Source organism: Arthrobacter sp. R4 (assembly GCF_051365025.1).
GTDB lineage: Bacteria > Actinomycetota > Actinomycetes > Actinomycetales > Micrococcaceae > Arthrobacter.
Genome location: NZ_JBLWIJ010000033.1, coordinates 62087 through 88472 on the forward strand (window position 1 = coordinate 62087; position 26386 = coordinate 88472).

General features: G+C 64.4%; 22 protein-coding genes and 2 pseudogenes. 14 read left to right on the top strand and 10 right to left on the bottom strand.

Features of this window, described 5'->3' with window-relative positions:
- Nucleotides 1–95: 95 nt before the first annotated feature.
- Nucleotides 96–833: a hypothetical protein gene (locus ACLKOZ_RS19335; protein ID WP_436477496.1), complete on the bottom strand. Its 738-nt coding sequence runs from the start codon at nucleotides 831–833 to the stop codon at nucleotides 96–98.
- A gap of 325 nt (nucleotides 834–1158) precedes the next feature.
- Between ACLKOZ_RS19335 and ACLKOZ_RS19340 the strand changes: the two genes are divergently transcribed.
- From ACLKOZ_RS19340 to ACLKOZ_RS19355, 4 genes and pseudogenes are all read left to right on the top strand, one after another.
- On the top strand, nucleotides 1159–1854 hold the full coding sequence (locus ACLKOZ_RS19340; RefSeq protein WP_436477498.1) for a hypothetical protein: 696 nt from the start codon (nucleotides 1159–1161) through the stop codon (nucleotides 1852–1854).
- Nucleotides 1847–2071 (top strand): annotated as a pseudogene (locus ACLKOZ_RS19345) (helix-turn-helix domain-containing protein); the annotation flags it as partial. The gene ACLKOZ_RS19340 and the pseudogene ACLKOZ_RS19345, both read left to right, overlap by 8 nt.
- Before the next feature lie 99 nt (nucleotides 2072–2170).
- On the top strand, nucleotides 2171–2959 hold the full coding sequence (locus ACLKOZ_RS19350; protein ID WP_436477560.1) for an ImmA/IrrE family metallo-endopeptidase: 789 nt from the start codon (nucleotides 2171–2173) through the stop codon (nucleotides 2957–2959).
- Nucleotides 2960–2986: 27 nt separating this feature from the next.
- The gene (locus ACLKOZ_RS19355) at nucleotides 2987–4639 is read left to right on the top strand and encodes a DUF6119 family protein (RefSeq protein ID WP_436477500.1); all 1653 of its coding nucleotides are present in this window, start codon (nucleotides 2987–2989) and stop codon (nucleotides 4637–4639) included.
- 57 nt (nucleotides 4640–4696) lie between these two features.
- Here ACLKOZ_RS19355 and ACLKOZ_RS19360 read toward each other — a convergent pair whose 3' ends face one another.
- From ACLKOZ_RS19360 to ACLKOZ_RS19390, 7 genes are all read right to left on the bottom strand, one after another.
- Nucleotides 4697–5314, bottom strand: a complete 618-nt coding sequence (locus ACLKOZ_RS19360) for a phospholipase D-like domain-containing protein (RefSeq protein ID WP_436477501.1) — start codon at nucleotides 5312–5314, stop codon at nucleotides 4697–4699.
- Between the two features lie 830 nt (nucleotides 5315–6144).
- Nucleotides 6145–7404: a hypothetical protein gene (locus ACLKOZ_RS19365; RefSeq protein ID WP_436477503.1), complete on the bottom strand. Its 1260-nt coding sequence runs from the start codon at nucleotides 7402–7404 to the stop codon at nucleotides 6145–6147.
- A gap of 350 nt (nucleotides 7405–7754) precedes the next feature.
- Nucleotides 7755–9086 (bottom strand): Na+/H+ antiporter NhaA, encoded by a 1332-nt coding sequence (nhaA, locus tag ACLKOZ_RS19370; RefSeq protein ID WP_436477504.1) that lies wholly within the window; start codon nucleotides 9084–9086, stop codon nucleotides 7755–7757.
- 74 nt (nucleotides 9087–9160) lie between these two features.
- Nucleotides 9161–9550: a CBS domain-containing protein gene (locus ACLKOZ_RS19375; RefSeq protein WP_214861468.1), complete on the bottom strand. Its 390-nt coding sequence runs from the start codon at nucleotides 9548–9550 to the stop codon at nucleotides 9161–9163.
- Nucleotides 9551–9583: 33 nt separating this feature from the next.
- Nucleotides 9584–9934 (bottom strand): P-II family nitrogen regulator, encoded by a 351-nt coding sequence (locus tag ACLKOZ_RS19380; RefSeq protein WP_436477507.1) that lies wholly within the window; start codon nucleotides 9932–9934, stop codon nucleotides 9584–9586.
- Entirely contained in the window at nucleotides 9931–11412 is a 1482-nt protein-coding gene (locus tag ACLKOZ_RS19385) for a DUF1538 domain-containing protein (protein ID WP_347894642.1), read from the bottom strand. The genes ACLKOZ_RS19380 and ACLKOZ_RS19385 overlap by 4 nt, the downstream gene beginning before the upstream one ends.
- A gap of 120 nt (nucleotides 11413–11532) precedes the next feature.
- Nucleotides 11533–11805 (bottom strand): hypothetical protein, encoded by a 273-nt coding sequence (locus ACLKOZ_RS19390; protein ID WP_347894640.1) that lies wholly within the window; start codon nucleotides 11803–11805, stop codon nucleotides 11533–11535.
- A gap of 170 nt (nucleotides 11806–11975) precedes the next feature.
- On the opposite strand from ACLKOZ_RS19390, the gene ACLKOZ_RS19395 reads away from it, so the two are divergent.
- From ACLKOZ_RS19395 to ftsY, 7 genes and pseudogenes are all read left to right on the top strand, one after another.
- A complete protein-coding gene (locus ACLKOZ_RS19395; RefSeq protein ID WP_347894638.1) occupies nucleotides 11976–12995 on the top strand; it encodes a HAMP domain-containing sensor histidine kinase in 1020 nt (339 codons plus the stop codon).
- 4 nt (nucleotides 12996–12999) lie between these two features.
- Nucleotides 13000–13653, top strand: coding sequence for a response regulator (locus ACLKOZ_RS19400; protein ID WP_436477510.1), 654 nt, complete (start codon nucleotides 13000–13002; stop codon nucleotides 13651–13653).
- A 28-nt stretch (nucleotides 13654–13681) separates the two neighbouring features.
- Entirely contained in the window at nucleotides 13682–13993 is a 312-nt protein-coding gene (locus ACLKOZ_RS19405; protein ID WP_436477511.1) for a hypothetical protein, read from the top strand.
- The gene (locus ACLKOZ_RS19410) at nucleotides 13977–14294 is read left to right on the top strand and encodes a DUF3040 domain-containing protein (RefSeq protein ID WP_436477513.1); all 318 of its coding nucleotides are present in this window, start codon (nucleotides 13977–13979) and stop codon (nucleotides 14292–14294) included. The genes ACLKOZ_RS19405 and ACLKOZ_RS19410 overlap by 17 nt, the downstream gene beginning before the upstream one ends.
- Before the next feature lie 386 nt (nucleotides 14295–14680).
- Nucleotides 14681–14848 (top strand): annotated as a pseudogene (locus ACLKOZ_RS19415) (bifunctional DNA-formamidopyrimidine glycosylase/DNA-(apurinic or apyrimidinic site) lyase); the annotation flags it as partial.
- A 140-nt stretch (nucleotides 14849–14988) separates the two neighbouring features.
- A complete protein-coding gene (gene smc / locus ACLKOZ_RS19420) occupies nucleotides 14989–18579 on the top strand; it encodes a chromosome segregation protein SMC (protein ID WP_436477515.1) in 3591 nt (1196 codons plus the stop codon).
- A 64-nt stretch (nucleotides 18580–18643) separates the two neighbouring features.
- Nucleotides 18644–19855 (top strand): signal recognition particle-docking protein FtsY, encoded by a 1212-nt coding sequence (gene ftsY, locus ACLKOZ_RS19425; protein WP_337352121.1) that lies wholly within the window; start codon nucleotides 18644–18646, stop codon nucleotides 19853–19855.
- A gap of 60 nt (nucleotides 19856–19915) precedes the next feature.
- Here ftsY and ACLKOZ_RS19430 read toward each other — a convergent pair whose 3' ends face one another.
- On the bottom strand, nucleotides 19916–21064 hold the full coding sequence (locus ACLKOZ_RS19430; protein ID WP_436477562.1) for an MFS transporter: 1149 nt from the start codon (nucleotides 21062–21064) through the stop codon (nucleotides 19916–19918).
- 319 nt (nucleotides 21065–21383) lie between these two features.
- On the opposite strand from ACLKOZ_RS19430, the gene ACLKOZ_RS19435 reads away from it, so the two are divergent.
- Together ACLKOZ_RS19435 and ACLKOZ_RS19440 are read left to right on the top strand one after the other, a co-directional pair.
- Nucleotides 21384–22742, top strand: a complete 1359-nt coding sequence (locus ACLKOZ_RS19435) for an ammonium transporter (RefSeq protein WP_337352120.1) — start codon at nucleotides 21384–21386, stop codon at nucleotides 22740–22742.
- Entirely contained in the window at nucleotides 22739–23077 is a 339-nt protein-coding gene (locus ACLKOZ_RS19440; RefSeq protein ID WP_015937412.1) for a P-II family nitrogen regulator, read from the top strand. Before ACLKOZ_RS19435 ends, ACLKOZ_RS19440 begins: the two co-directional genes overlap by 4 nt.
- Nucleotides 23078–23165: 88 nt before the next feature.
- On the opposite strand, the gene ACLKOZ_RS19445 is transcribed toward ACLKOZ_RS19440, so the two are convergent.
- Entirely contained in the window at nucleotides 23166–24569 is a 1404-nt protein-coding gene (locus tag ACLKOZ_RS19445) for a glucose-6-phosphate dehydrogenase (protein WP_436477518.1), read from the bottom strand.
- Nucleotides 24570–24712: 143 nt separating this feature from the next.
- Between ACLKOZ_RS19445 and ffh the strand changes: the two genes are divergently transcribed.
- Entirely contained in the window at nucleotides 24713–26296 is a 1584-nt protein-coding gene (ffh, locus tag ACLKOZ_RS19450) for a signal recognition particle protein (protein WP_337348904.1), read from the top strand.
- Nucleotides 26297–26386: the final 90 nt, after the last annotated feature.

Consider the following 26386-nt stretch of genomic DNA (forward strand, 5'->3'; position numbering starts at 1 on the left):
CGGAGCAGTGCTCTTCGGGTAGACAGAGCGCTTTCCGAGCTCCTGCCCGTGGCTCGTCCGGGAGATGGGGTAGTGAAACTACCCGACTGCGATTCCTAATCCTCAGCGTCTGGATCGTCACTCGATGCCAGCTTCTGCCGCAGATAGTCGACGTAGTCGGCGCGGAGCACGTGCCGGGTTCGCGGGCGCTTCCCGCCGTTGATGTCCCGGACGTATTGCGCCAGCCGCTCCGGGTTCTTGCCGGCCCACCCGTGAGCAAGGGCCCAGCCCTGCGTGGCGTCGGCGTCCATCGGGATCCTGGCGTCGCGCAGTGCCAGGAGTACGCCGACGACCTGATCCTTCTCAAAGCCGGCCGAAATTGTGTTGTTGTGGTTCACCGTAAGCGTCAGGCTCTTCAGAGCCTCGACAACAATCGGGTCCAGATCGGGGGAGAGGCTCTCCCAGTCGGAGCCGTCGCCGAGAATGTCCGGCTTCATCGCTGTGACCCAAGGACGGATCCCGTCGGGGTTCCAGGTGATGATGCAGATGGCGCGGATCCCGTGGCCGTAGCGCACCAGCTTCCCGATGTCGTCCATGTCCGGCCAAGCCATCAGCACCGGACCGGTACCTTGTGGAGTCCCGCCACCGCGACCGGTGATATGCGACACATTGCTGTGTCGCTGCACGAGGCGCTCCAAGGCGTCGCAGTTGCTGAGGTTCGACTGGAGTGCCGTCCAGACAGACAGCGTGTCATCCGTCTGCATGTGTTCGACGCACCAGTCGATCGCCGCGCTGACGCCCTCGTCGTCGTAGCTCGCTACGGCTGTTGGGTAGTCGGTGCCTCGGTCAAACATGTGTCCCCCTAATTGTGTAGTCGGGCTTAACGCTAACCAGGAGGTCCGACAAGAACGGCGGTGTCACTCGTAAATGAAGCAGGCAGGACTCACCGCCAAGATGGCTCCGTATCTTCAGATGCGCGACCTTGGTCGAGTCAGCGTAACTCGTCTGCCACTGGACTGCAGTGAGGTACTGCCCGACCAAGTGCCCCGTATTCCACGGAGGCAGGCTCCGACACGCCGCGCGTTTTCCCTGAAGCACTCATGCGCGAATCGTGTGCCATACTGAAGTTTCGAACTGGCCGCGCCCGCGGCACCCGATGTCTGCACAGGAGGCCCCGCCGTGGTTCCAAACTCTCCCGCCGATGCACTCGGACTCCATGCTCCCGGAGTTCGTGACCTGCTCGTCGAGGTCGCACGATCTATCCACGGCCGCTTCGCAGAGGCACACCAGATTTCGAAATCCCGGTACGGGATGGGGTTTGGCACCCAGTGGCGGGACCTGCTCGATGACGCTCGTGAAGCACTGACGGCGCAAGGTTTCCAGTCGTACAAGCTGGCCCCGGCCGGTCACAAGCTGCCCGTGGTCAATGACTGCCTCGTCTATCTGTGGAGGGTTCCTGAAGCCGTTGACGCAGTTGCCTCCTTCGCGTCGAGTCCGACGAAGAGGAGCGGGTTCAGCGCACAGCCTCTGGATCCGATGTTGTTCGACCTGGCCTTGTTGGCTGGTCCTGAGCCGGTTGAGGCTGCAGACAAGGAGACTGAGCTCGAACGTGTCGTACGCGAGGTCGGCGACACGATGCCGTTGGTGCTTGTCATGGTCCAGTCTTCACCCCGTCAGTTGCAGTCGGTCGAGTGGGCGATCGCCGAACTCAACCATGCGACCGGCGAGGTCGTGCTTCATGGGCAGGAAACCATTTGGGAGCCGGAGCTCAACGCCGCCGACGAGTCGTTCGACATCGAGTCGTTCGACAGTGGCGCGCCGGTTGCGCCTGCCGTCGAGCTGCGGGAGCAGGAGGCGGCGCAGTCGGATGCGTGAGAACACTCCGAGTCTGTTCGACTTGCCCGGCCCCGGGCAGACGCATGGACGGTTTGAACCGGCACGGCTTACCCAGGCCCGAGTTCGTGCCGGAGTGAGTAAGACAGACCTTGCCACAGAGATTGGGGTATCAGCCGCCGCGATCGGGCAGTACGAAGCTGGAGTCAACTCACCCCGCCCCGACGTACTCGACCGGTTGGCCCGGGCCCTAAACGTTCGTCCTGGTTTCTTTGGAATCGGCCGTCCTCTAGCGCGTATCGATACTATGAATGCCCACTTTCGGAGCCTCAGGTCCGCCCGTGTAGGCGATCGGCAAATGGCGCTGGCCACGGCGGCGATGGTGTGGGAACTGATGTTTGCCCTTGAGCGCTATGTGAAACTTCCCGAGGCCGATCTTCCTGTAGTGCCAGCCGGGACATCGCCGGCGGATGCTGCCGTCGTATTGCGCAGGCACTGGGAACTGCCCGACGGACCCGTCAAGCACCTCGTCGCCACGGCTGAGTCCCATGGCATCGTGGTGACGGTGCGACCACTCGGTGAGATCGATGCGGTGGATGCGTTCTCAGTAGTGATCCTGGATCGCCCCCTCATCATCACGACGCCTCGCCGGAGCGAAAACGTCTTCCGGCACCGCTTTTCGATCGCACACGAGATCGGGCACCTGCTGCTGCACACCGATTGCGGTGAGCACAGCGCGGCGATCGAGAAAGAGGCCGACGAATTTGCGGCAGCTTTCCTTACCCCCTCGTCCTCGATGGATGCAGCGCTCCCACAGCGGCTCGACCTGGCAGCGTTGGACCGGCTCGGCAGGACCTGGGGTGTCTCACCGCACTCGCTGATCCGCCGGATGGTCGAACGTGGCCGCACGACAGAGTCTTCAGCACGCCGGGCCTACCAGCGCCTGGCCGTGCTCGACGATCCCGATGCCGACCCGACCAGCTCCTACGCAGGCGAGGTTCCAACACTACTGAGGAAGGCCGCCGAGCTGGCCGGAGACCACGGCGGCGGAACACCCGCGCTTGCTGACGTCTTGAAGCTCAGCACCTCGCAGGTGCGGGATCTGCTCGGAATGGCAGATCAGCGCCCGGTTCTACGAATCGTCTAAGGCGTCATATTCAACAGGGGAGTGAAGATGGTCGAGAAAAAGCAGTCGGGGAGACGCACCACGATTTACCGCTTGACAGGAGTCTCGGACTTCGAGGATGCGATCCGCCGCAAGTACCTCGATCAGGAGGGCTTCGATCACCACAGCGTCGAGGTAGGAAAGCGACCTGCCTACCTCGTAGCAGGTGCCATGTCCAAGGACAGGGCGGATTGGTGCTCGACGGTGACGACTCTCACCGGAGACACCGTCGAGATTGGCGGCGTCACGCCAGCGGGCGTGCTGTTGGTGAGGCCGAGCGGGGACCAAGTGGCAGAAGGCGGCATCGCCTATGCACTGAGCTACGGGATGGGCTTCCAGCTGCTCGAGCCCAGCAGGATAGACAACCTGTTTGGACAGCGCATCGCGATCCGGGCAGCGGATCCCGGTAAGCTGCGCTCCCTCACAGTCACCACGATGGACGAGCGCTCGCGGACGTCGCGCGCAACCATCCCGCAGGGCGATGGTCTGTTGGGCTTCGGCGTCGGTGATGTCGGGGAGGCCGTCAGCCGGATCGTTGCGATCGCGGATTTGCCGAACCTCTCCCGATCTGCCGGCGAACCCCTACAGATCCGGGGATCGGACGCACTCAACGTCCCGCTGGGCCTCACTGCTGAGGAGGTGCTCGCGGATCTGGATGTGCTGGAGGAGCTGCTCGCGGCTGACCCCCTCCCGTCCCTCAAAATCCTCGAGCAGCTGGCGGCGGTGAAGAACCCTGAAACGAGAGAGCGGCTAGACGGGCTCCTTTCGAGCGCCCTTGACGGCACAGGCGGTAACGTCGGACTGGCGTGGCCTCACGAAAGGGTGGACGAGAACGGCACACCGGACTCGTGGGTCCCTACTGGGTTGTGGTCACGCGGGCGGAATGGTGTTCGTCCGGGGCACCCAGAGTGGTCGGAGATACGAGCAGCGCTGGATGAGCTTCCTGCCGGGAAGCGCCTGGCGCGTCTGGACTCCGCGTCCATACAGCTGTGCCGTGACGCGGAAGGGGAGCAGCCGATCAGCCAGGCGATCCCTCTCAGGCGGTGGGTCGCGTTCGAGGGCGATCTCGACGGCCGGACCTACGCGCTCTACGACGGCTCCTGGTATCAGATCCACCACGACTACGTCGAGAACATCAACCGGATGACCAAAGAGCTCTTCGATCGCCCGGTAGATGATCTGGATTTCCCGGAATGGCACGTTGCCGATGACGAGGAAGCGTACAACAAGGCTCTGGCCGCCGCGCTGGGAGGGGTCTGCCTCGATCGGAAGCTCATCACCACTGACCTGCACCGCCGAGGGATCGAAGCGTGCGACGTATATCTTCCGGACGCGACGCTGATCCATGTGAAGAAGACCGAGAAGTCCGCTGCCGCGAGTCATCTCCTGGCCCAGGCGCTCGTGTCCGCGGACGCTCTGTGCAACGATGCTCAGGCGAGGGAGAAGCTGCGAAGCAGAATCAAGGCCCTTGGCGGTAACGCTGATGGGCTGGGGTCGAAGCCCTCGAGGGTCGTGCTGGCCATGCATCGGGGTGAGGGGAAACCGGTGACTGCGGAAACCCTTTTCACTTTCACAAAGGTTAACTTGGTCAGGCAGGCGGCGTCGCTCGAAGAGCGAAGTGTTTCGGTGCGTGTAGTGTCGATCGAAGGAGCCAGCGCCTGAACCATGACTTAGGGGGTCGCGCCGTGCAAGGCTCTGCAGGATATCGTGCGTTACCTGCTACGTGCCCAGACGCCACTCAGGTTCAACCCACCTTGAAGTCCAGTCAAGGGGCTCGCTCAAAGAAGCGACGCGGCTGAACTCCTCGAAGTACGAATGGGCGATGGCTGCGTCGTGGATCACCACGGCATTCTCGAACGAGAAGCTGGCGTTCCTGGTGAAGTTGAAGGAACCCGTCCAGACGCTCTCGGCCTCGAGAGCGATGGAGTCAGCCATCTCCAAGCCCTCCACAACGTCACCCGGAACTGCCGTCGGGCGGAGACGGACCAAGAATTTGTGGTGCATGCGCGGGCTGGCCGCCTTCCGCTCCGAATTGTGGTTGCCGACGCAACGAACGCCTTCGATCCCGCTCAGCCTCAACGTCGACATGCTCTTGAGGGGTTCCGGGAACCACCAGCGCATCCACGGGTTGTCAATGTTTTCATACCGGTGGTGCAACCGGTCTTTCCAGTCGTCACCCTTGGTGCCCAGGTCGGGCCGGAGAAAGTCTTCCTTCTGGACGACCAGGGCCCCGTCGATCTTGGCGAGCTCGTCCAGGACCTCCAGATCGGTCAGCCATGCAACACATCCGACCACGGCTTCGGAGCCGCGGATGAAATCGACAAGAGGTTCTTTCACGTCTCCGAAGTGGGAATTCACGCGAGGACCAGACGAGGAGGCTCCTCGGGTGCGCTGGTCCCACTCGAAGTCGCTCGGCTCGTCAATATCTGGCCGTAGATCATGAAGAGACCGCTGGCCCGGATTTTCTGGTGCTGGTTGACTGAACAATCGCCCTCCTCGTTGTTCGGCGGTCAGCCGTCTGTCGTCTGCTGTCCGGGCCGCGGCCATTAGTGCTAACCGCATTCTCACATTTCCGACGATCGCGGGGAATCAATGAGGCTCATCGAATTTGAAGGTGTAGCTCCTGTCGGCCTTTGGGCGGAGGCCGGGAGGGCCTCTAGGAGTCTTGGTCGTGAAGCTCCGGCCGTCGGCGCGAGCAGTGGGGCCATGGGCTCGATCGGTCACGACCGTCGAAAGCAGCTCGGTGTTGGCCCCTTCGGTTTGGGTGTCGCCGTCCCCTTGGTGCCATTGGGGGCCTCTACGGATCGACTTTAGGCCCCTTCAGGGCAATCTTCGTCGGCGGGATCGTGGCCGCCGTCAGCAGGTTCGCGGGTTGGACGTTACGCGGCAAGACGCGTGCGGTGCTCGCTTTCGGCATCGCCGTGGTCATTGGGGCCTTCGCCGACATCCTACCGGCAGGACTGCCGGAAAGATCGCCTGCTCTTTGCTTTCCGCGGTTGCAATCATCATTTCGAGATGACGTCCCTGATGGAAGGCCGCGTTCCTCACCTGATCCGTCCCGACGTCCCAGTCTGCGGGGGTCGTGCAGCCAGCACGGATGCAGGCAGTGACCGCGCGAGCTTCTCCTGTTCGTCCCTTCCGGAGCTGGCGTCCATGAAGGAACTCAATCAGTCCGAAAGACCGAACTCCGGCGAGGAAGCGACGCGGCTGGCTCTGAATACCTGAGCGAGCGTCGAAAGCGCTTCGAAAACGCCAAGGGTCTCGCTGAGGAACTCGAGATACGTCATCCCGGAGGGATCATGGTCGCTGACTACAAGGCCAGTCTGGAGGTCGTGGTGCGCTGTCGCGTGGCCGATCGTATTGCGGCGGCGGTTATTGAGCAGATCCGCGAATGATTCCCAGCCCGGAACCTGAGTGACGTACGCGATCTTGCGCGCATTGGACAGCGTGTCATACTTCTCGAGGCTCCTGGGGCGATCCTTCACGGGCACGCTATCGGGGTGATCCTCGCCGAAGTCATCGGGGCTGCCGCGCTTCACCGTGTTCTGAGCCGCAACGAGCGGCCAGAGGCACTTGCAGGCTAGCTCGAATCCATGTTGATACAGGTCCCTCACCGTCGAGAACTCGTCTCGGTAGAGCACCAGTTCGTCGAAGGCGACCTTCTCTTCCGGCCCGACGAATCTGCCGAGGAGCCCCATCTCCCAGGACTCGTGCTGCTCGACGAAACGGTTGAGCTCAGTGAAAAGATCTCGCTCCAGCGCGGCCGCCGCTTGACCCCGACGCCGAAAGGCCAGGAGGTGGTCCCTGTGCCGGTTCATCGCTGCGGTGTGCTTCCGTGAGAAGCGGCCGATCACTCTCTCGCTGGTGGTCCCAGTGCTCCCCGTGATCATCGTCGTGGCCGTTCCAAGGGCCTGGTAAGCGACACTCGTCCGCTCATGGCTCGTGCTCGGGTCCCAGTCAAGCCCGAACTTCTGCTTCGCGATGCGAGAAAACATCTGGGTGTTGCCCTGGAGGTAGTACTGAAACAACATGCGGACGTGGGGCCACATGGCCCGGCCTGCCTCGAGCGCAGTATGCCGTTCGGACTCGAACTTGGTGAAGACGTCATCGCCGAGGATCTGAACCAGGGTCATCGTTGGGAAGGCCCCGGTCGGAGCAAAGGAGTCGGCTTCGTAGAGCGACGGCACGAACGGGTTGATGGTCACGACGGGCGTGCCGGGAAGCTCTGGGTCGGAGCCGTTCAACACGTCGCATTCGATGTCGATCCGGTGGTTTTCAAGTTCAGTGCCCGACATGGAGCCTCGGATCGGCAGACGGCAATGCGGACAAGGGAGATAGAAGCGCGTCCCGCTGGTCGGTTCTACACCCAGCCGCGCGATGAACACTTCCTCGCAGCCGGGGCACTTGAGGTGATAGCGGGAAATCATAGTCTCAGCCTAACGGCGGTCGCGTTCACTCGTTTGCTGACGACGTCTCTGTAGCCGTCCACGCCCACATCTCGGAAAGTGCTGCCGTTCCGCATAGGGCTCCGATCGACACGCGCCCGTAGCTCCAGGACGGTTTTCCTGAGTGACTTCATTTTGGCCGGGAGAGCGGAGCAACAGTGCTCCTGACGACCGCCGCTATCCACGTGTCTCGACGATCATGGACCTATGGACTCCCTGATGATCGAGATTCCTGTACGTCTCTGGCAGCGCATCGACGGTGTTTGCTAGACCGGACCAGGACCGTCTGGGAAGCGGCAACGAACCTAAACACCTGCGCTGCGTCGGAGAGTTCATGCCGTCGATTGCGAAGACTCTTCGGAGCCTGGGCTGACTGCGTTGGCAGGCCAGGGCGAGTTGGTCCGGCGGTAGTGCCGGTTCCTGGGCAGCAGGACCGTGGCCGCCAGCAGTGAGGCGATGAGGGACGCCGCCAGGACCCCTGTCGTCGCCTGGTCACTGTAGTCGCCGCCGTGGCCGAAGCTGAGCTCCGCGACCAGCAGGGAAACGGTGAAGCCGATCCCGCCGAGGAGCGAAACCCCGAAAATATCGATCCACTTGATGGAGCGGTCCAGTCTTACCCTGGTGGCCTTGGTAAGGAGCCAGACCGTTCCGAGAATCCCGACCGGTTTGCCCACGACCAGGGCGATGACGATCCCGACGGTCACCGGGTTCGAGAACAAGGAGCCGATTCCGTCCCTGCCGCCCACCTGTACACCGGCGGAAAAGAAGGCAAACACCGGCACGGCGATACCAGCTGAAACGGGGCGGAGCCGGTGCTCCAGGATCTCGACCAACCCCCCACCCGGCTGCGGTCCGCCCTTGGAGTGAGCGAGCGGGACAGCGAAGCCCAGCATGACTCCTGCAACAGTCGCGTGAATCCCTGAATTGTGGACCAGCACCCAGGCGGCAGCGCCCAAGGGAAGCAGGATCAGCCAGGCCGCTGCCCCTGTACTGAAGAACCGCCGGTACCTGTGTGCAAGAAAGGTGTAGGAACCCAAGGCGAGCAGCACCAGCAGCAGCGGTTCCGGACGAATGTCCTGCGAGTAGAAGAACGCGATGATGCCAATTGCGATCAGGTCATCAACAACTGCGAGTGTCAGGAGGAAAATCCGCAACGCACCCGGCAGGTGCGAACCGATCAGGGCCAGAACAGCGACGGCAAAGGCTATGTCCGTCGCCGTCGGAATCGCCCACCCCCTCAGCGTTTCGGGACTGGCCAGGTTGATCACGGAGTAGATGATGGCGGGAACAGCGACCCCACCGGCGGCAGCGGCAACCGGCACGACAGACTTGCTGGGCTCGCGCAGATCCCCGATCAGGAACTCCCGTTTAAGTTCAAGGCCGACGAGGAAAAAGAAGATGGCCAGCAGACCGTCCGACGCCCACTCGCCCAGGCTGAGCTCCAGATACCACGGCCCGTATCCGACCCGGATATCCCTCAGCTGGAAGTAACCGGCGGAGAGCGGGGAGTTTGCCCAGATGAGCGCGATGATCGCAGCTGCCACGAGCAGCGCGCCACCGACAGTCTCTTTGCGCAGGATGGAACCGATGCGCAGCAACTCAGAAGAACTTTCCCCTCCGAGCAGGAAGAAGCGGGGGCGGGAGTCCGGTGAGTTCTGGTCCATTCGGTCCGTCCTCGAGTAGTCCCGACAAGACAATGTCCTTCGCCGACGTCGTGGTCAGCGCAGCCGGGTGAATGTCAGGTTAGTTCCTCCATGAGCCGGGCGAGGATGTCATTCATGGCGAGCAGCCCGACGAGCTGGTTGCCCTCCACCACCACGAGCCGGCTGAGGTGATAACGGCTCATCAGAGCCGCTGCCTGGCGGACGGACAGCTGCTCGTTCACGGTGATCGCAGGGATCGTGGCGGCGTCATAGACATTCAGGAGGTCCACATCTCCCTCCTGCGCCACGACCGTGTCCAGGAGTTCCCTGTAGCTCAGCATGCCGTAGGCGTCATGGGCGTGCTGCCGCTCCACCACCAGGCTCTTCACCTGGCGTTCCTTCATCATGGACAGCGCCTCCCGCAGCGTGCTGTATGGCGAGATCGTGACGACCTCGGGGACCATGACATCTTTGACAGTGAGCATTTCTTTCCTCCTCGTAACGAGCCCGGTCCGGCTTCAGGTGTCCTCGCGGCGCAGATGCTCCTCGAACCTGACCACCTGGCGCATGTCGATCCCGGTCAGGTGCTCGATCGGGATCGCGAAGGCCAGGCCGCGTGACTCGGTTCCCTTGACTAAAACCTGGTGCAGTTCCTTGAGGATCGGCGCGGTCAGGTGTTTTCCCACCACCATCAGCAGTACAGACTGCGTGCCTTCAAAGGTCAATCCGAAGAACGTCTTCCTGGATTCGCCCCCGATGCCCTTGCCCGGCAAAATGGTCACACCCGTGGCCCCGGCCTGCTGGGCGTGTTCAATCACCTTGTCTTCAAGCTCGTCGGGGGCTATAACGACGATGGCGGTGAATTTCACGGCGCTTCCTTCCGAAGCCGGGGAAATCTTTCCATCACCATGGCATACGCCATGACGGATATCACGGGGAAGATGGACGCGTAGGCAATAAGTCCGAAGCCGTCAATCAGCGGGTCGCGTCCTTCGACCGCTGTTGCCAGGCCGATGCCAAGTGCGGTGACCAGTGGCACGGTGACCTCCGACGTCGTCACCCCACCGAGGTCAAAGGCCAAGGCAATGATGTACTTCGGGGCGAAAAACACCAGCACAATAGCGACCGCGTAGGCGGCCATGATGAAGTAGTGGAACGGCCCTCCCACCAGAATCCGGTAAACGCCGAAACCGATCCCGAGCGCGACGCCCACGGCGACAATGACCCTGACCGCGAACGCGCTGATCTTCCCCGGCGACGCCTCCTGCGCCTGCTCTCCGATGGCCACGAGGGCTGGCTCGGCCATGGTGACCGCAAAGCCAATCAGCAGCGCGAAGAGCAGGATCAGGGCCGGGGCTCCCTGCTCGATCAGTTGCTCCGCCATCAGGGTCCCGAGCGGGAACAGCCCGAGTTTGAGTCCCACGACAAAGGCATACAGTCCCACCAGGACCATGATGAACCCGACCACGACCCGCAACGGGTGGGGCAGCCTGCGCCGCAGGGCGACCCATTGGAAGAAGAGGACAACGGCCACAATAGGCAGGACCTCCCGGACCATCTCAGCCAGGCCCAGGATCATGCCAACCACCCAGTCACCTGGGTCCTCTCCCGGTAAAGGGCCCGGAATCGCCCCGGCGTCGCCGAAGGTGTAAACCCAGATCCCATACAGCTGGACCCCGATCATGGGAACCATCACGCACAGCGCCACCAGACCAAAGCCGTCTGCCAGCAGGCTGCGTCCCCGGATGGAGTTGGCCAGGCCAAGGCCTATCGCGGCAATCAGCGGGACGCTCACGATGTTCGTCGTAACGCCGCCGGAATCGTAGGCAAGGCCGATGATCTCGGCCGGGGCCACGAAGCTGAGGCCCAGCGCCACGGCGTAACCGGCGATCAGCAGCTTGTACACCGCCCAGCCCCGCAAAACCCGCAGGACACCCAGGACCAGGACAAGCCCCACCGACACAGCGATAACAAAGCGCAGCACCAGCGCATTAATCCTGCCCTCGCTGACCAGCTGGGCCTGCTGCGCGACAGCGATCACCGCCGGCTCCGCAATAGAGGCGGCAAAGCCAATGGCAAACCCAAACGGCAGCAGCAGCCCCAACGCCCCGCGCCGGACAAACTGGTTAGCCAGGTTTTTACCCACCGGGAAGATACTCAGGTCCAGGCCAAACAGGAACAAGGCGATACCCACCGCCACAATCAGGAGCCCCGCCACCAGCTCCAAGGGATCATCGGGCATGGAACGGAACACCAGCAGTTGGAACAGAACAACCACGATAACGATGGGGAGAAGGTTCCTGAGCGCCTTAAGAAATTCGCGGGCAAATCGGCTGAGGTGCTCCATCGGGTCCTCTCCCGGAATGATCCTGCGAGTACCTGGCTTTTCAGTCTGCCGGGCCAGCCCATTCGCATCTACCAACCGAGGCTCCGGTGTGAGTCAACGACACGCGCGGGTCCACAATCGTCATCGCCCGCTCCCCGCGATCTGGGCGACCCGGCGTTCGAGTTCGGCTAATCGATCGGTGATCGGCTGGCTGTGCAGGAGCTCGGCGACCTGATCGGCCTCGTCCTCCTCGAGCACGATCCTTGCCACGACCCGATCAGGGTCCGCCGGGTCGTAAACGAAGATTTCGCGTCCGCCGGGACGCGCGACGAGGATCCGGAATTGCTGGCCGTCGCGGGTCTGGCAGTCGTGCAGCACGCCGGAGCCGGGCACGGTGGAGTGGGTGATCTCCATTGGGCCCTCCGTTCCGTCGGTTCTAGGGATAAATCCAGTCTCCCCTCGCGGGTAAAGAGGTGCCATTGGGGCTGACACCCATTTTCGGTGCGCCGTGGGCCCGGGACTCCGCCGCCCGTGGGTGCCAGCCCTCATGGACAAAGGACGCGGGCCGCGCAAGGCTAGTACGCATGCGGACTCCGCTCGAAACCAGGGCCGCCGGAACGGCACTCGGCGTGCCTCCGAAAGGACCGGCACAGTTGCTGTTCTGGCGACTGTTCATCATCAACGGACTGCTCTTCGCGATCGGCACGCTCGTATTGGCACTCTCGCCGGCGACGGTGTCCTCGCCCGTCCTGCTCACCGAGGTACCGGTCCTCCTCATTGGTCTGGCTCTCATCCTCGCCGCGAACGCAGCCCTGGTGCGGGCCAGCCTCGCGCCGCTCGACGCGCTGACGACCGTGATGCGCCGGGTGGGCCTGCTGCGACGCGGTGGCGACCGGGCGATCGAAGCCGGCAACGGCGACCTTGGGCATCTCATCCGCACCTTCAATGAGATGCTTGACCGGCTGGAGGCGGAGAACAGTGCGAGCAGCGCCCTCGCGCTGGCCGCGCAGGAGGGCGAACGTCAGCGGATCTCGCGGGAACTGCACGACCAGATCGGCCAGAGCCTGACCGTCGCCCTCCTTAGTCTCAAGCGGGTCGTCGACCGGTCTCCCGACGATCTGCGCGAGGAGAGCCTCGTCGCGCAGGAGGCGGTCCGCGCGAGCCTGGAGGAGGTCCGCCAGGTGGCGCAGCGTCTGCGCCCGGGCGTGCTCGCGGACCTCGGCCTGCGGAGCGCGCTGAGTTCGCTGGGCTCGGAGTTCTCGCGCTCGAGCGGGATCCCCGTGAGTTGGGAGCTCGATGACGACCTCCCCGAGCTCAGCGGGGACGTCGAGCTCGTGCTTTACCGCGTCGCGCAGGAGGCGCTCACCAATGTCGCCCGGCACGCGCACGCAACACGAGTCGATTTCGCGCTCACCTCGACGACGAAGGGGCTGACCCTGCGGATTCGCGACGACGGGCAGGGCGGTGACCTCCGCGAGGGCGCGGGCATCCGCGGGATGCGCGAACGTGCCCTGCTCATTGGTGCCGAGCTGACGGTCGCCGCTCGGCAGAGCGGGGGGACCGATGTTTGCCTCGTCGTTCCCGGCGTCGCGGCGGGGAGCTGATCCGATGGGCGGACCCACGCGCATCCTGCTCGCAGACGACCACGCCCTGGTCCGCCGCGGCCTTCGCCTGATCCTCGACGCCGAACCCGACCTCACCGTCGTGGCAGAGGCTGCCGACGGCACCGAGGCCGTCACCGCCGCGACAGCGGGCGGGGTGGACCTCGCTGTTCTCGACATCGCCATGCCCCAGATGACCGGCATCCAAGCGGCGCGGCAGATAGCGCGAAGCGCACCCGACGTGCGGATCCTCATCCTGTCGATGTACGACAATGAGCAGTACTTCTTCGAGGCGCTTCGCGCCGGGGCCTCGGGTTATGTGCTCAAGTCGGTCGCCGACCGCGACCTCATCGAGGCCTGCCGTGCAGCGATGCGCGGGGAGTCGTTCCTCTACCCCGGCGCGGTCACCGCGCTCATCCGCGACTATCTGGAGCGCGACCGCCGTGGCGACCGGATGCCGGACAGTATCCTCACGCCCCGCGAGGAGCAGATTACGAAGCTCATCGCAGAGGGGAACTCCGCCAAGGAGATCGCCGACATCCTCAGGATCAGCATAAAGACCGTCGATCGCCACCGGGCCAACGTCCTGCAGAAACTCGGGTTGCGCGACCGGCTGGACCTCACAAGGTTCGCCATCCGCACCGGGCTCATCGAGCCATAAGCGGTCCGACCTGAGGAGCGGACGGCTCATGACTGCACCACCACAACCTGTCGTTGAAACTCTCGGCCTTGTCCAAGATTTCGGCAGGACACGTGCACCGTGCAGCCCTTACCCGAGAGTCGCCGGCGGTGAACTCCACGATTTTCTGGGCCCCTACAGTGCAGGCAAATCCACCACGCTGAGGATTCTCCTGGGCGTCATCAGCCCCGCCGCCGGTACAGCCCGGTTGTTCGGCCTGGGCTCCTGGACCGATCCTGTCGGAACGCGCCGGGACATTGCATTCCTCCCGCTCACGGTTGAACGCAGGAGGGCGGGAAGCGGTCATGGCTCTGTCAGATGAAGAGCGCAAGCGCCTTGAAAAGCTCGAACAGGAACTGGCCCTATCCGACCCGGGTCTGGACCGGCAGCTGCAATCGGGCCGGAACCCGGATTCCCCTCGTACTATCTACGGTGTCCTGGCCGTTCTGGCCGGCTTCGCCTTGGTCATCGCCGGAATCATCACACAGCTTGCGGTCATCGGCGTCGCTGGCTTCCTGCTGATGGTCGCAGGAGCCAGCTGGTTCCTTAGCGGCCTCCGCATACGGGACGTGACCGGGCGGCAGCCAGAACGCCGGGCGGACGGCGGACCCGGGCCCCTTTGACCGCTGCCTGCTTCTCGCGGGGTTTGGGCGTTCACCATCGCTACCTCACCTGACAGGAGACTTACCGATGAAGGTATTGATCACTCCTGCAAAGGAACATCTACAGTTCCTTGCGGCGGAACAGCATTACGGCCAGACAGACCAAGGCCAGGGAGAGCACGAGCGACGTCGTAACCGCCCAGAATAGGAGAGGTCGCCCTTTGTCCTGCCGGTTTGTGAACTAGGCCTCGTCCTTACTCGTCACCTTCAACATTCGTCGAATAGTCGGCCCTTCTATCGGGCCCTAACACGCCGAACGTCCGAGCTCCCTTGATTTCACGGCTCTCGCGCCAGCCTTGGACGAACTGGGACACCATGATCCACGTCAACGTTACATACTGTCCTAGGCCGGCTACTTTGACCGCTCCCTGAATGCCTATGGGAGGGAAGGCCAGCCCTGTGGGCGGTGTGCCGCCGTCGGACTTAATTCGCCGATCCGACGCGAGCAGTTCATGAACCGGTCGTCCTACACTTGCCCGGTGTGCCAGCCGCGACCGCGGAACGGGCGCTGGTAGCTCGGGGCCCGCAACCAGACGTCTCAGCCGGCCGCATCACGGCAGGACAACTGCCGCAAATCCGAGGAAACCCGCAGTGACGCAGTAGATTTGGGGACAGCAAAGCAGCCGCTTCAGCCACTCAGGAGACCAGAAACACCTTGCACCTCAAAAGCCTTACTGTCCGGGGGTTCAAGTCGTTCGCGTCCGCCACGACCTTCGATTTTGAACCCGGTGTCACGGCAGTGGTGGGACCGAACGGTTCCGGAAAGTCCAATGTTGTGGACGCCCTCTCCTGGGTCATGGGGGAACAGGGGGCTAAGACGCTGCGCGGCGGCAAAATGGAAGACGTCATCTTCGCGGGAACCTCAGGGCGGCCTCCGCTGGGCCGGGCCCATGTCTCCCTGACCATTGACAACGCTGACGGGGCGTTGCCGATTGAGTACAGCGAGGTCACCATCTCGCGGACGCTCTTCCGTACCGGGGGATCTGAGTACGCCATCAACGGTGCCAGCTGCCGCCTGCTCGATATCCAGGAACTGCTTTCCGACTCCGGTCTCGGCCGGGAAATGCACGTCATCGTGGGCCAGGGGCAGCTGGACAAGGTCCTCCACGCCACCCCTGAGGACCGCCGCGGCTTCATTGAGGAGGCCGCCGGAATCCTGAAACACCGCCGCCGCAAGGAAAAGACCGTCCGCAAGCTCGAGGCCATGCAAGCCAACCTCCAGCGCCTGACCGACCTCACCGGTGAAATCCGGCGGCAACTCACGCCGCTGGGCAAGCAGGCCGACGTCGCGCGCCGGGCCCAGCGCGTCCAGTTCGACGTCCGGGACGCGCGTGCTCGGCTCCTGGCAGACGACCTCGTCCGCCAGCAGGCAACCCTCGATCAGGACGTGGCGGATGAGGAAGCCCTGAAAGCACGCCGTGCCGTGGTGGAACAGGAGCTGGAGTCCGGGCGAAGGAAACAGGCCGCCATGGAACAGCTCGCCGCGGAAGCAACACCGCTGCTCAATGCTGCGCGCGATACCTGGTATCGGCTGTCCGCAGCGAGGGAGCGCCTCCGCTCCCTCGGTTCGTTGGCCCAGGAACGCGGTCGGTTGCTTGGCGCGGTGGACGCTGAACCGTACTCGGGAAGGGATCCCGAACAACTCGAACGGCAGGCTGCCCGAGTCCGGGACGAGCTGGCGGAACTCGATCGCCACCTCCTGGACAGGCGCAATGCCCTGGAAGCAGCGACGGCCGCCAAATCCGACGCGGAAACCGCCGCGGCCGCCGAGGAGAAACGGCTGACGGCCGTCCTTCGCGCCGCCGCGGACCGGCGGGAGGGCCTGGCGCGGCTTGCCGGCCAGGTAGGCGCCGCACGGTCAAGGGTGGAGTCCGCCCAGGCTGAACTTGGCAGGCTTCGCGAGTCACTCGCCGCCGGGCAGGAGCGCCGTCGCAAGGCCCAGACCGAGTTCACCGCTTTGGAGACCCAGGTGGCGGGGGTCGAGGAAGGCGAGGAAAGCCTCGACGCCGACTACGAGGACGCCGCTGCCGAACTGGACGCGGTGAACGAAGAGATCGCCGGCCTGGCCGCGGCCGAGGGGGAGGCTGTACGCGAACGCGACGCACTCGTAGCCCGCCGGGATGCACTCCAGCTCGGACTCAACCGCAAGGACGGCACGGCGCGCGCACTCGACTCCGGGTTGGACGGCCTCGTGGGCACCCTGGCTGCGGACATCACCATCAGCCCCGGCTACGAGACAGCGATAGCGGCGGCACTCGGCGACGCCTCCGAAGCGGTTGTGGTCCAAGACCCCGCCGTGGCTGCCGCCGTGGTGCAGTTCCTCAGGGATGACGACGGCGGGCGCGCCTCCCTGCTGCTCGCGTCAGTTCCTGCCCTGCCGGACGCAGGGGTTCCCGCCACCGGGACACTGCCGGAGGGTGCGCGCTGGGCCGTTGACCTCGTATCCGCCGCGGAAGGCAGCCGCCCTGCCGTGATGGCGCTCCTCGCCCGCGTGGCGGTGGTTGAAGACCTCAATGGTGCCGGCCAACTGGTTGCTGAGCGGCCTGAGCTGACGGCGGTGACCCGGGCCGGGGACGTCTTCACTGCGCTGACTGTGACCGGCGGCTCGGCGAAGGCGCCGTCCCTGCTCGAGGTCCAGGCCGCCGTCGACGACGCCGAGACCAGGCTTAGTGTGGTCACTGCCGACCTGGAGCGGAACCGGTTCGCGCTGGCGGGCGCCCAAGCCCGGCGCGCCGAAGCCCAGGTCCGGGCCGAGGCCGCCCTGGACCGGCTGCACGAATCAGACGCCCGGCTTGCGGCTGTCGCTGAGCGGCTGGGCCACTTGAACTCCGTCCTGCGCAGCGCCGTGGGGGAGAGCGACAGGCTGGCAGCGTCGCTCGCGAAAGCCGAGGCCAACGTGGCCATTGAGGAACAAGCGCTCGCAGCCATCACTGAACGCCTGGCCGCCGCGCAGCAGGCACCGGCCGAAGAGGAACCCTCCACCGAACAACGCGATGCCTTGGCCGTGGCAGCGTCTCAGGCACGGTCCGCGGAAATGGAAGCCCGGCTGTCGCTCCGCAGCGCGGAAGAGCAACTGATGGCCACCCGCAACCGGGCCGCGTCGCTTGAGCGGGCCGCGGCCACTGAACGCAGGGCGCGCGAGGAAGCCGCCGAACGGGCACGCCGCCGCCGTATCCAGGCCCGGCGTGCGGCCGCGGTGCAGTCCGGTGTGGAGCTTGCCCTGCGCTATATCGACGTATCGGTGGAGCAGGCCCGGCAGGAACGCGACCTCGCCGAGGAGAACCGCGAGCAACGGGACCGTGCCCTGCTGGAGATCAGGACCGCCAACGATGCCTTCACCAGCGAACTGGCGGAACTGACGGACTCGGTCCACCGCGACGAGCTGGCCCGGGCCCAGCAGCGGGCGCGGATCGAGGCCCTCGAAACCCGTTCCATCGAGGAACTCGGCATCACCCCGGACCTGCTGGTGGCGGACTTCGGCCCGGACGTTCCTGTGCCCGTCCCGGCGGACGAAAACCAGGACAAATGGGCCGCCCTCAGGGCGCCGGTGGATGATAACGGCGCCCCGGTCCTTGAAGGTAAACCCTACGTCCGGGAGGAGCAGGAGAAGCGGCTCCGGAAGGCCGAACGGGATCTGTCCGCCCTCGGCAAGGTCAACCCGCTGGCTCTTGAGGAATTCGCGGCGCTGGAAGAACGGCACCAGTTCCTCAGCACCCAGCTGGAGGACCTCAAATCCAGCCGCAAGGACCTGCTGGATATCATCAAGGAAGTGGACGACCGCGTCCAACGTGTCTTCGCTGAGGCCTTCGAAGACACCCAGGCGCAGTTCATCCGCGTCTTTGCCAGGCTCTTTCCCGGCGGCGAGGGCCGTCTTGTCCTGACGGATCCCTCGGACATGCTCACCACCGGCATCGAGGTGGAGGCACGCCCGGCCGGCAAGAAGATTAAGCGGCTATCCCTGCTTTCGGGCGGAGAACGGTCCCTGACGGCTGTGGCCCTGCTGGTGGCGATCTTCAAGGCCCGTCCCTCGCCCTTCTACGTGATGGACGAGGTGGAGGCCGCCCTCGACGACACCAACCTGGGCCGGCTCATCACCATCTTCGAGGAACTCCGCGAGTCCAGCCAGCTGATCGTGATCACGCACCAAAAGCGGACCATGGAAGTGGCTGATGCCCTGTACGGCGTCACGATGCGGGGCGACGGCGTCTCCACCGTCATCAGCCAGCGCCTGGGCGCCGAGGTGTAACTGCCCCGATGTCCGGCCACACGTGTGTGACATCGGGGTCAAACGCGTGTGAGAAGCTAGGGGAGTGAATGACATCCTTCCCATTATTCTGTCCATTGTTGCTGCCCTGGCGGTTGTTGGCGGGCTGATCCCGGTCCTGTTGAAGACGCGGAAGAACATCACCCAGTACCCGGGGACGCGCGACGCCAACGATCCCGAGACGCTGAAAGGAACCGGCGGAACACTCGTTGAGGACGCACCTGCGGTCCCTGCTGACCGAAAGGCCCCCGCCGGCGTCGACCTTGACGGGCTGGAAACCACTGAGGTCCCCGACACCGTGGCGGGCCTTGAAACCATCCAGGTCGAGACCCCCCTTCCTGTTGCTGGCCGCCTGACCCGCCTGCGCGAGCGCCTTGTCCGGTCGAACAACATCCTGGGGAAGGGCCTGCTGGCACTGCTCTCCAGCGATAAGATTGACGAGGATGTCTGGGACGAAGTTGAGGAAACCCTCCTTCTGGCAGACCTGGGAACCGAACCCACCATGCAGCTCGTGGATGCCCTGCGGGAACGCGTCAAGGTCCTCGGCACCCGGACCCCCGATCAGGTCAAGGCGCTGCTCCGCGAAGAACTCATCAAACTGGTCGATCCCACTATGGACCGCAGCCTGAACACCACCAGGCACGCCGACAAGCCCGCCGTCGTGATGGTGGTTGGCGTCAACGGCGTGGGCAAAACCACCACCGTAGGCAAGCTCGCGCGCGTGCTCGTCGCGGAAGACAAAGACGTGCTCTTGGGCGCAGCAGACACCTTCCGTGCAGCGGCCGCGGAGCAGCTGGCCACCTGGGGCCAGCGCGTGGGAGTTCCCACGGTGAAGTCCGACGTCGACGGTGCGGATCCGGCGTCTGTCGCCTATGAGGCGGTCAAGGCAGGCATCGACCAGGAAGTCGACGTCGTCATGATCGACACCGCCGGCCGCCTGCAGAACAAGGTCGGCCTGATGGACGAACTCGGCAAGGTCAAGCGCGTCATTGAAAAGCTCGCCGAGGTTGACGAGGTGCTGCTCGTCCTGGATGCCACCACCGGCCAGAACGGGCTCAACCAGGCCCGCGTCTTTTCCGAGGTGGTCAACATCACCGGTATCGTCCTGACCAAGCTGGACGGCACCGCCAAGGGCGGGATTGTCGTCGCCATCCAGAAATCGCTCGGTGTTCCCGTCAAGCTCATCGGTCTTGGCGAGGGGGCGGACGACCTCGCCCCCTTCGAGGCCGAGGGATTTGTCGACGCCCTGCTGAACTGACTCCTACTTCACTTGAGGGGTGAGATCCTGCCGCATAGCCCGGGCTATTGCGGCGGGATCTCACCCCTCAACGCGTTTAAGCGGTTCGCGCGTTACGGACCAGCTTGCCGCGGCCACGACGAGGACAGCACCCGTGACGCCGAAAGCCCAGCCGTAGCCCAGCCGGTCGGCGAGCACTCCGGCCAGGATTGGACCCGCAATGGCGCCGATATCCGCCGTCATCTGGTAGATGGCCAGGACCTTTCCCCCGGAGCGGCCGTTTCCGATGACGTCGGCCACCGCAGCCTGCTGCGCGGGTCCCAGCAGCCCGGAACCAATGCCAGCCAGCGTGGAGGCCACCAGGAACCAGCCCAGTTCATGCGTCAAGCCAATGGCTGCAGTGGCCAGGCCGGTGACGAGCAGGCCTGTCACCATCATGGGTTTGCGCCCCAGGGAATCGGCCAGGCGGCCGGAGAAAGTCAGGGCCGCTGCGTTGCCCGCGGCAAATACCGCCAGCGCAAGCCCTGCAGCCTCTGGGCCTGCACCGAGGGCCGCGACGGCAAACAGCGGAACCGTTGCCATCCTGACGCCGAACGTCGCCCACCCGTTCGCAAAACTGGACACCAGCGAGGACCGGTAGACGCCGTCGCGGAGGGCGTCTGCCAGGCGCATGTCAGGATTCCGCGCCTGCCCCTGGCCGGCCTCCCTGCGCTCATGGCTGAGCTGTGTTTGGACGACGGCGGCCGCGACAACCAGGGCCGCGGCGTACGCGAGGAAGGGCACCCGCAGCCCGAAGCCTGCGAGCAGGCCTCCGACGATAGGGCCGCAGACGTTCCCCACCAGGAACGCCGAGGCGTAGGCGCCGGACACCCGGCCGCGGCTTTCCGGAGGTGCCAGGCGGATCACCAGTGCCATGGATGCCACGGTAAACATGACTGAGCCGATGCCGCCAAGCCCCCGGAACAGCAGCAGTTGCCAATAGCCCTGCGCAAAGGCGCACGCCGCAGTGGACCCTGCCACGATCAGTAGTCCCGCCACGTAGACCGGCCGTTCACCCCATCGGCCAATCAGAGCGCCTCCGGCCGGAGCGAAGACCAGGCGCATCAGGGCGAAGATTGCCACGATCACCGCAGCCTCGGTGTTTCCGACGCCGAAGGTTGTGGCGAATTGTGGCAACACAGGCGCAACAAGCCCGAATCCGAGGGCAATCAGGAACGCCGCGGCCAGCATCACCTTGATGTCGCGCGGCAGCTTGTCCTGCCCCGACCGCCGCAGGCCGGGAATCCGCGACGTGGCGCCGCTCACAGGGGGTCTGGACGTCATGGGGCCGGGGTCCTTGCGCTTTCGTATGAGGGTTGCTTGCAAGAGTGATGAAACATAACCGTAACAAGCCAGATATGCACCATTTACTTCCTAGAGGTTGTTGTAACAAACGCGCAATCTAAATCCTCCGTGGGCGAAACACAGCGGGACCAGACTCTTCATAGGACGCAAAAGGCGTTGGCAGGCGGAGAGATCCGCAGTATCGATCTGAGAGAGGACGTGCACCATGGAACTTACCGCAGGTCACGTATGGCTCATGGTGGCGGCAGCGCTCGTGCTGTTTATGACACCGGGCCTGGCATTTTTCTACGGCGGCATGACGCGCGCCAAGGCCGCACTGAACATGATGATGATGAGCTTCATCTCCATCGGCATCGTCAGTGTTGTCTGGGTACTCTGGGGTTACTCCATGACTGGCGGTGAGGGATTCATGCAGATTGTCGGAAACCCCTTCGCCAGCTTCGGCCTTGAAGGCGTCAACACGGCGGAAGCGCCCGAAGGCCTCATCCTGGTCGGCTACGGAGCAACCTTCGCCATTATTACCGTGGCCCTGATCAGCGGAGCCATCGCGGACCGCGCCAAGTTCGGCGCCTGGTCAGTCTTCGTCCCCGTTTGGGTCACCCTCGTCTACTGCCCGCTGGCCTATATGGTCTGGGGCGGCGGCCTCTTCGGTGAGGAAGGCGCAATCGGCCAGGCACTCGGCCCGGCCATCGACTTTGCCGGCGGCACCGTGGTTCACATCAACGCCGGTGTGGCCGCGCTGATCCTCGTCCTGATCATCGGCAACCGCAGGGGATTCGGCAAGGACCCGAACCACCGCCCGCACAACATTCCGTTCGTGATGCTCGGGGCTGCCATTCTGTGGTTCGGCTGGTTCGGCTTCAACGGAGGCCTGGCCTCCAGCGCTGAGCAGGGCGGTCTGATCTGGGTCAACACCCTCGCAGCACCTGCCGCGGCCATGATCGGCTGGCTCATCACTGAACGCATCCGCGACGGCCACCCGACGTCCCTCGGTGCCGCTTCGGGCGTCGTGGCCGGCCTGGTTGCGATCACCCCTGCCTGCGCCAACGTCAGCCCTGTCGGTGCCCTCGGCCTCGGCGTCGTGGCCGGCGTCGCCTCCGCCCTTGCAGTTGGACTCAAGTTCCGCTGGGGCTTCGATGACTCCCTGGATGTCGTGGGTGTCCACCTCGTTTCGGGCATCATCGGCACCGTCGCACTGGGCTTCATCGCCCTCCCCACCGATGGCGTGGGCGGCGGCCTCTTCTACGGCGGCGGCATGACCCAGATGTGGGCGCAGTTGGCAGCAGCCGGCATCGCCATCGCCTACTCCGCAATCCTTACCGCGATCATCGCGTTTGCCATCCACAAGACGATGGGCTTCAGGGTCTCGGATGAGCAGGAAGTCGTTGGTGTTGACCTCAGCCTGCATGCTGAGACCGCTTACGAGTTCGGTGTGGGCGGCCACGGTGGCAGCTTCCAGCCCCTTCATGAACTGATCACCGGCAAGGGTGCACCGGAACAGGGCGCAAGCGCCGATTCCAAGAAGACTGAATCAGCAACAGGCAAGGAAAGCGTGGGGGCATGAAACTGATCACAGCAATCGTCAGGCCGGAGAAGCTCGAGGCCATCCGGGAAGGCCTGGAAGCCTATGGCGTCCAGGGACTGACGGTCAGCGCGGCAAGCGGCTACGGCCGGCAACGCGGCTACACGGAGGTGTACCGGGGAGCTGAATACAACGTGGACCTCCTGCCGAAGATCAGGGTCGAGGTGCTGGCCACGGACGAGCAGGCCGACGACATCCTGGACGTCATCATCGCAAGTTCCAATACGGGACGCGCGGGGGACGGCAAGGTCTGGACCATGGATGTATTCGAAGCGGTCCGGGTCCGCACCGGCGAACGCGGCGTCGCCGCCATCTAGCCCCGTCGGGCAGTCAGCAGCACCATTCAGAAGCGCAGAGCGGGCAGGAACCTGGAAAGGTTACCTGCCCGCTCTGGCGTTTGCCCTCTTACTTCCCCTGCACCGGCCCGGACCAGCCTGCGGGACCCGAGGACCCGGCGTCGTACTCCTCCACTGGCGCCGTGCCGCGCGACCAGGCTTTGAGGACCGGCTCAACAATCCGCCAACAGTCCTCGGCGGTGTCGCCGCGGACGGACAGCAGGGGGTCCCCGTTGAGCACTCCCTCCAACACTTCGCCGTAGGGAAGCAGCTCGGAGGCGTTCAGCCCGGCATGGAGGGTGGCACGGTCCAGGCTGAAAATGTCTCCGGGGCCGTTCACATCAACGTCCAGGTCCAGGGTGTCCGGTCCAAATCCGATCCGCAGCTGGTTGGGCGCGTCCACCCCCGTGAAGCCGGCGGGCAAATGGGGTACAGGGCGGAACGTGACTACAGCTTCCTTGCGCTTCACGCCTAGCGCCTTGCCCGAGCGCAGGATGAAGGGGACGCCCTGCCAGCGCCAGTTGTCGATCTCCACCGTGACTTCCGCCAGCGTCTCTGTTTGCCGGCCAGGGTCAACCCCTGTTTCCTTGGCATAGTCCGGGACCTGCTTCCCGGAAAGCAGCCCGGCGGAATATCTCGCCCGCCTAGTGGACTGTGCGTACGGTGCCTTGATGCTGCTGGCACGTAGCACCGTGGAGATGGCGTCACGAAGGTCTCGTTCGCCGATCGTGGCCGGGGGTTCGAGGGCCATCACCGCCATGATGTGCAGGAGGTGGCTCTGGATCATGTCGCGCAGGGCGCCGGCAGTGTCGTAATAGCGCGCCCGCCCTTCCAGCGCGAGATCCTCGTCAAAGATAATCTCCACCTTCTCAACGTGATCGCGGTTCCAGACGGGTTCCAGGAAGGTGTTGGCAAAGCGCAGACCCAGAATGTTAAGCACCGTCGCCTTGCCCAGGAAATGGTCCACGCGGTGGATGTGGTCTTCCGGAACCAGTGCTGTGAGCGTCCGATTCAGGGAACGGGCTGATTCCTCGCTGGAGCCGAACGGCTTCTCCATGACCAGCCGCGTGCCGGCGGGTACCTGGCCCGGCCTGAGGGTTTCGCAGGCCCGCTGGCTGACCTGCGGCGGAAGGGCGAAATATACGGCCGCCGGTGCGTCCAGCGAGGCCAGCAAGGACGCGAGCGGCCCGTCCGCTGTGACATCCAGCTGATGGTAAGCCGTTCCGGCCTCCATGGCCGACAAAGCCTCGCGCCCTGCGGCGTCAGCGGACTCGGAGGCGGCGGCAAAGGCATCATGGACCCGCGCCTGCCACTGCTCCGCGGTCCAGGCATCGGAGCCGGCCCCGACGAGTTTGAGCCCTTCGGCGCGGCCCTTCGCCACGAGCCGGGCGAGTCCGGGCAGCAGCAGGCGGCCTGTGAGATCGCCGGAAGCGCCAAGAATGAGCAGGGTTTTTACAGTCGTTTGGCTCGTCACCTTGCCAGCATGCCATCTTGAAGGTCTGTCTTGGTACCCTAGATAGTCGAGTCCCGTCGCCGAAGCAGTTGGAAACAACAGCCGAGGCGCTGGTGTGCCGAAGGGCCGCCATCCGTCCATCCACTGAAAGAAGTGCACGGCGCGTGTTCAATTCACTCTCTGACCGGTTGACAGCAACCTTCAAGAATCTTCGTGGCAAGGGCCGCCTCACCGAGGCTGATGTCGACGCCACCGTCCGGGAGATCCGCCGTGCCCTGCTGGATGCAGACGTTGCCGTTCCGGTGGTCCGCGAATTCACCGCCCGCGTCCGCGAGCGGGCCCTTGGCGAAGAGGTCTCCGGCGCGCTGAATCCCAGCCAGCAGATCGTCAAGATCGTCAATGAGGAACTGGTTGAGATCCTGGGCGGCGAGACCCGCCGGATCCGCCTGGCCAAGACCGGCCCCACGATCATCATGCTCGCCGGCCTCCAGGGCGCGGGTAAGACCACCCTCGCCGGCAAGCTGTCCAAATGGCTCAAGGCACAGGGCCATAGCCCCATCCTGGTGGCCTGCGACCTCCAGCGGCCCAATGCCGTCACCCAGCTCCAGGTGGTGGGCAAGCGCGCCGGCGTTCCGGTTTACGCACCCCACCCCGGGGCCACCCATGAGCTGGAGCACCCCGCGGGCGATCCCGTAGCAGTGGCCCGCGCCGGCGTCGAAGAAGCTCGCCAGAAGCTCCACGACGTAGTGATCGTGGACACCGCCGGCCGCCTCGGCGTCGACGCCGACATGATGGAGCAGGCACGGCAGATCCGCCGGGCCATCGTTCCCAACGAAGTGCTGTTCGTGATCGACTCCATGATCGGCCAGGACGCCGTGAACACGGCGATGGCCTTTGACGAGGGCGTTAATTTCACCGGTATCGTGCTGTCAAAGCTCGACGGCGACGCCCGCGGTGGTGCCGCCCTCTCTGTTGCGTCGGTAACCGGCAAGCCCGTCATGTTCGCCTCCACCGGCGAAGGCCTGGACGACTTCGAGCTCTTCCACCCGGACCGGATGGCCTCCCGCATCCTGGATATGGGCGATGTCCTGACCCTCATCGAGCAGGCGGAAAAGAACTGGGACAAGGACGAAGCAGCCCGGATGGCGAAGAAGTTCGCCGACCAGGAAGACTTCACCCTGGACGACTTCCTGGCCCAGATGCAGCAGATCCGCAACATGGGCTCCATGAAGAAAATGCTCATGATGATGCCGGGTGCGCAGAACATCCGCCAGCAGCTCGAGCAGTTCGACGAGCGGGAAATCGACCGCGTCGAGGCAATCGTCCGGTCCATGACCCCGCACGAGCGCGTTGCCCCCAAAATCATCAATGGCTCCCGCCGGGCCCGCATTGCCCGCGGTTCGGGCGTCCACGTCTCCGAAGTCAATGGGCTGCTCGAACGTTTTGCCCAGGCCCAGAAGATGATGAAGAAGATGGCCCAGGGCGGCGGCATGCCGGGAATGCCAGGCATGCCGGGAATGGGCGGCCCAGGCGGCGGCGCACGCAAGGGGGCCAAGAATGCCCCGAAGAAGAAGGCCCGCTCCGGTAACCCGGCCAAGGCAGCCCAGGAGCTCAAGGACGCCGAGGCGCGGCGCGCCGGAGCGGCCAAGGCGCTCCCCACGGGTGCGGCGTTTGGCCAGCAGTCCGGTGACTTCGATCCTTCGCAGCTGAACCTGCCCAAGGGCTTCGACAAGTTCCTCGGCAAGTAATCGCATCGCCCAACTGGGTAGCAGCAGATGTCGTTATGAGCGCTCAAAACGACACCTGCTGCTACCCAGTTGGGATGTCGGAGCCGTGGA

What these genes read in the sequence shown, in the direction of transcription:
- ACLKOZ_RS19335 (WP_436477496.1), bottom strand. Translation starts at nt 833, where the DNA reads ATGTTTGACCGAGGCACCGACTACCCAACAGCCGTAGCGAGCTACGAC.
- ACLKOZ_RS19350 (WP_436477560.1), top strand. Translation starts at nt 2,171, where the DNA reads ATGGCGCTGGCCACGGCGGCGATGGTGTGGGAACTGATGTTTGCCCTT.
- ACLKOZ_RS19355 (WP_436477500.1), top strand. Translation starts at nt 2,987, where the DNA reads ATGGTCGAGAAAAAGCAGTCGGGGAGACGCACCACGATTTACCGCTTG.
- ACLKOZ_RS19365 (WP_436477503.1), bottom strand. Translation starts at nt 7,404, where the DNA reads ATGATTTCCCGCTATCACCTCAAGTGCCCCGGCTGCGAGGAAGTGTTC.
- nhaA (WP_436477504.1), bottom strand. Translation starts at nt 9,086, where the DNA reads ATGGACCAGAACTCACCGGACTCCCGCCCCCGCTTCTTCCTGCTCGGA.
- ACLKOZ_RS19375 (WP_214861468.1), bottom strand. Translation starts at nt 9,550, where the DNA reads ATGCTCACTGTCAAAGATGTCATGGTCCCCGAGGTCGTCACGATCTCG.
- ACLKOZ_RS19385 (WP_347894642.1), bottom strand. Translation starts at nt 11,412, where the DNA reads ATGGAGCACCTCAGCCGATTTGCCCGCGAATTTCTTAAGGCGCTCAGG.
- ACLKOZ_RS19390 (WP_347894640.1), bottom strand. Translation starts at nt 11,805, where the DNA reads ATGGAGATCACCCACTCCACCGTGCCCGGCTCCGGCGTGCTGCACGAC.
- ACLKOZ_RS19395 (WP_347894638.1), top strand. Translation starts at nt 11,976, where the DNA reads ATGCGGACTCCGCTCGAAACCAGGGCCGCCGGAACGGCACTCGGCGTG.
- ACLKOZ_RS19400 (WP_436477510.1), top strand. Translation starts at nt 13,000, where the DNA reads ATGGGCGGACCCACGCGCATCCTGCTCGCAGACGACCACGCCCTGGTC.
- ACLKOZ_RS19405 (WP_436477511.1), top strand. Translation starts at nt 13,682, where the DNA reads ATGACTGCACCACCACAACCTGTCGTTGAAACTCTCGGCCTTGTCCAA.
- ACLKOZ_RS19410 (WP_436477513.1), top strand. Translation starts at nt 13,977, where the DNA reads ATGGCTCTGTCAGATGAAGAGCGCAAGCGCCTTGAAAAGCTCGAACAG.
- ACLKOZ_RS19430 (WP_436477562.1), bottom strand. Translation starts at nt 21,064, where the DNA reads ATGCTGGCCGCGGCGTTCCTGATTGCCCTCGGATTCGGGCTTGTTGCG.
- ACLKOZ_RS19435 (WP_337352120.1), top strand. Translation starts at nt 21,384, where the DNA reads ATGGAACTTACCGCAGGTCACGTATGGCTCATGGTGGCGGCAGCGCTC.
- ACLKOZ_RS19440 (WP_015937412.1), top strand. Translation starts at nt 22,739, where the DNA reads ATGAAACTGATCACAGCAATCGTCAGGCCGGAGAAGCTCGAGGCCATC.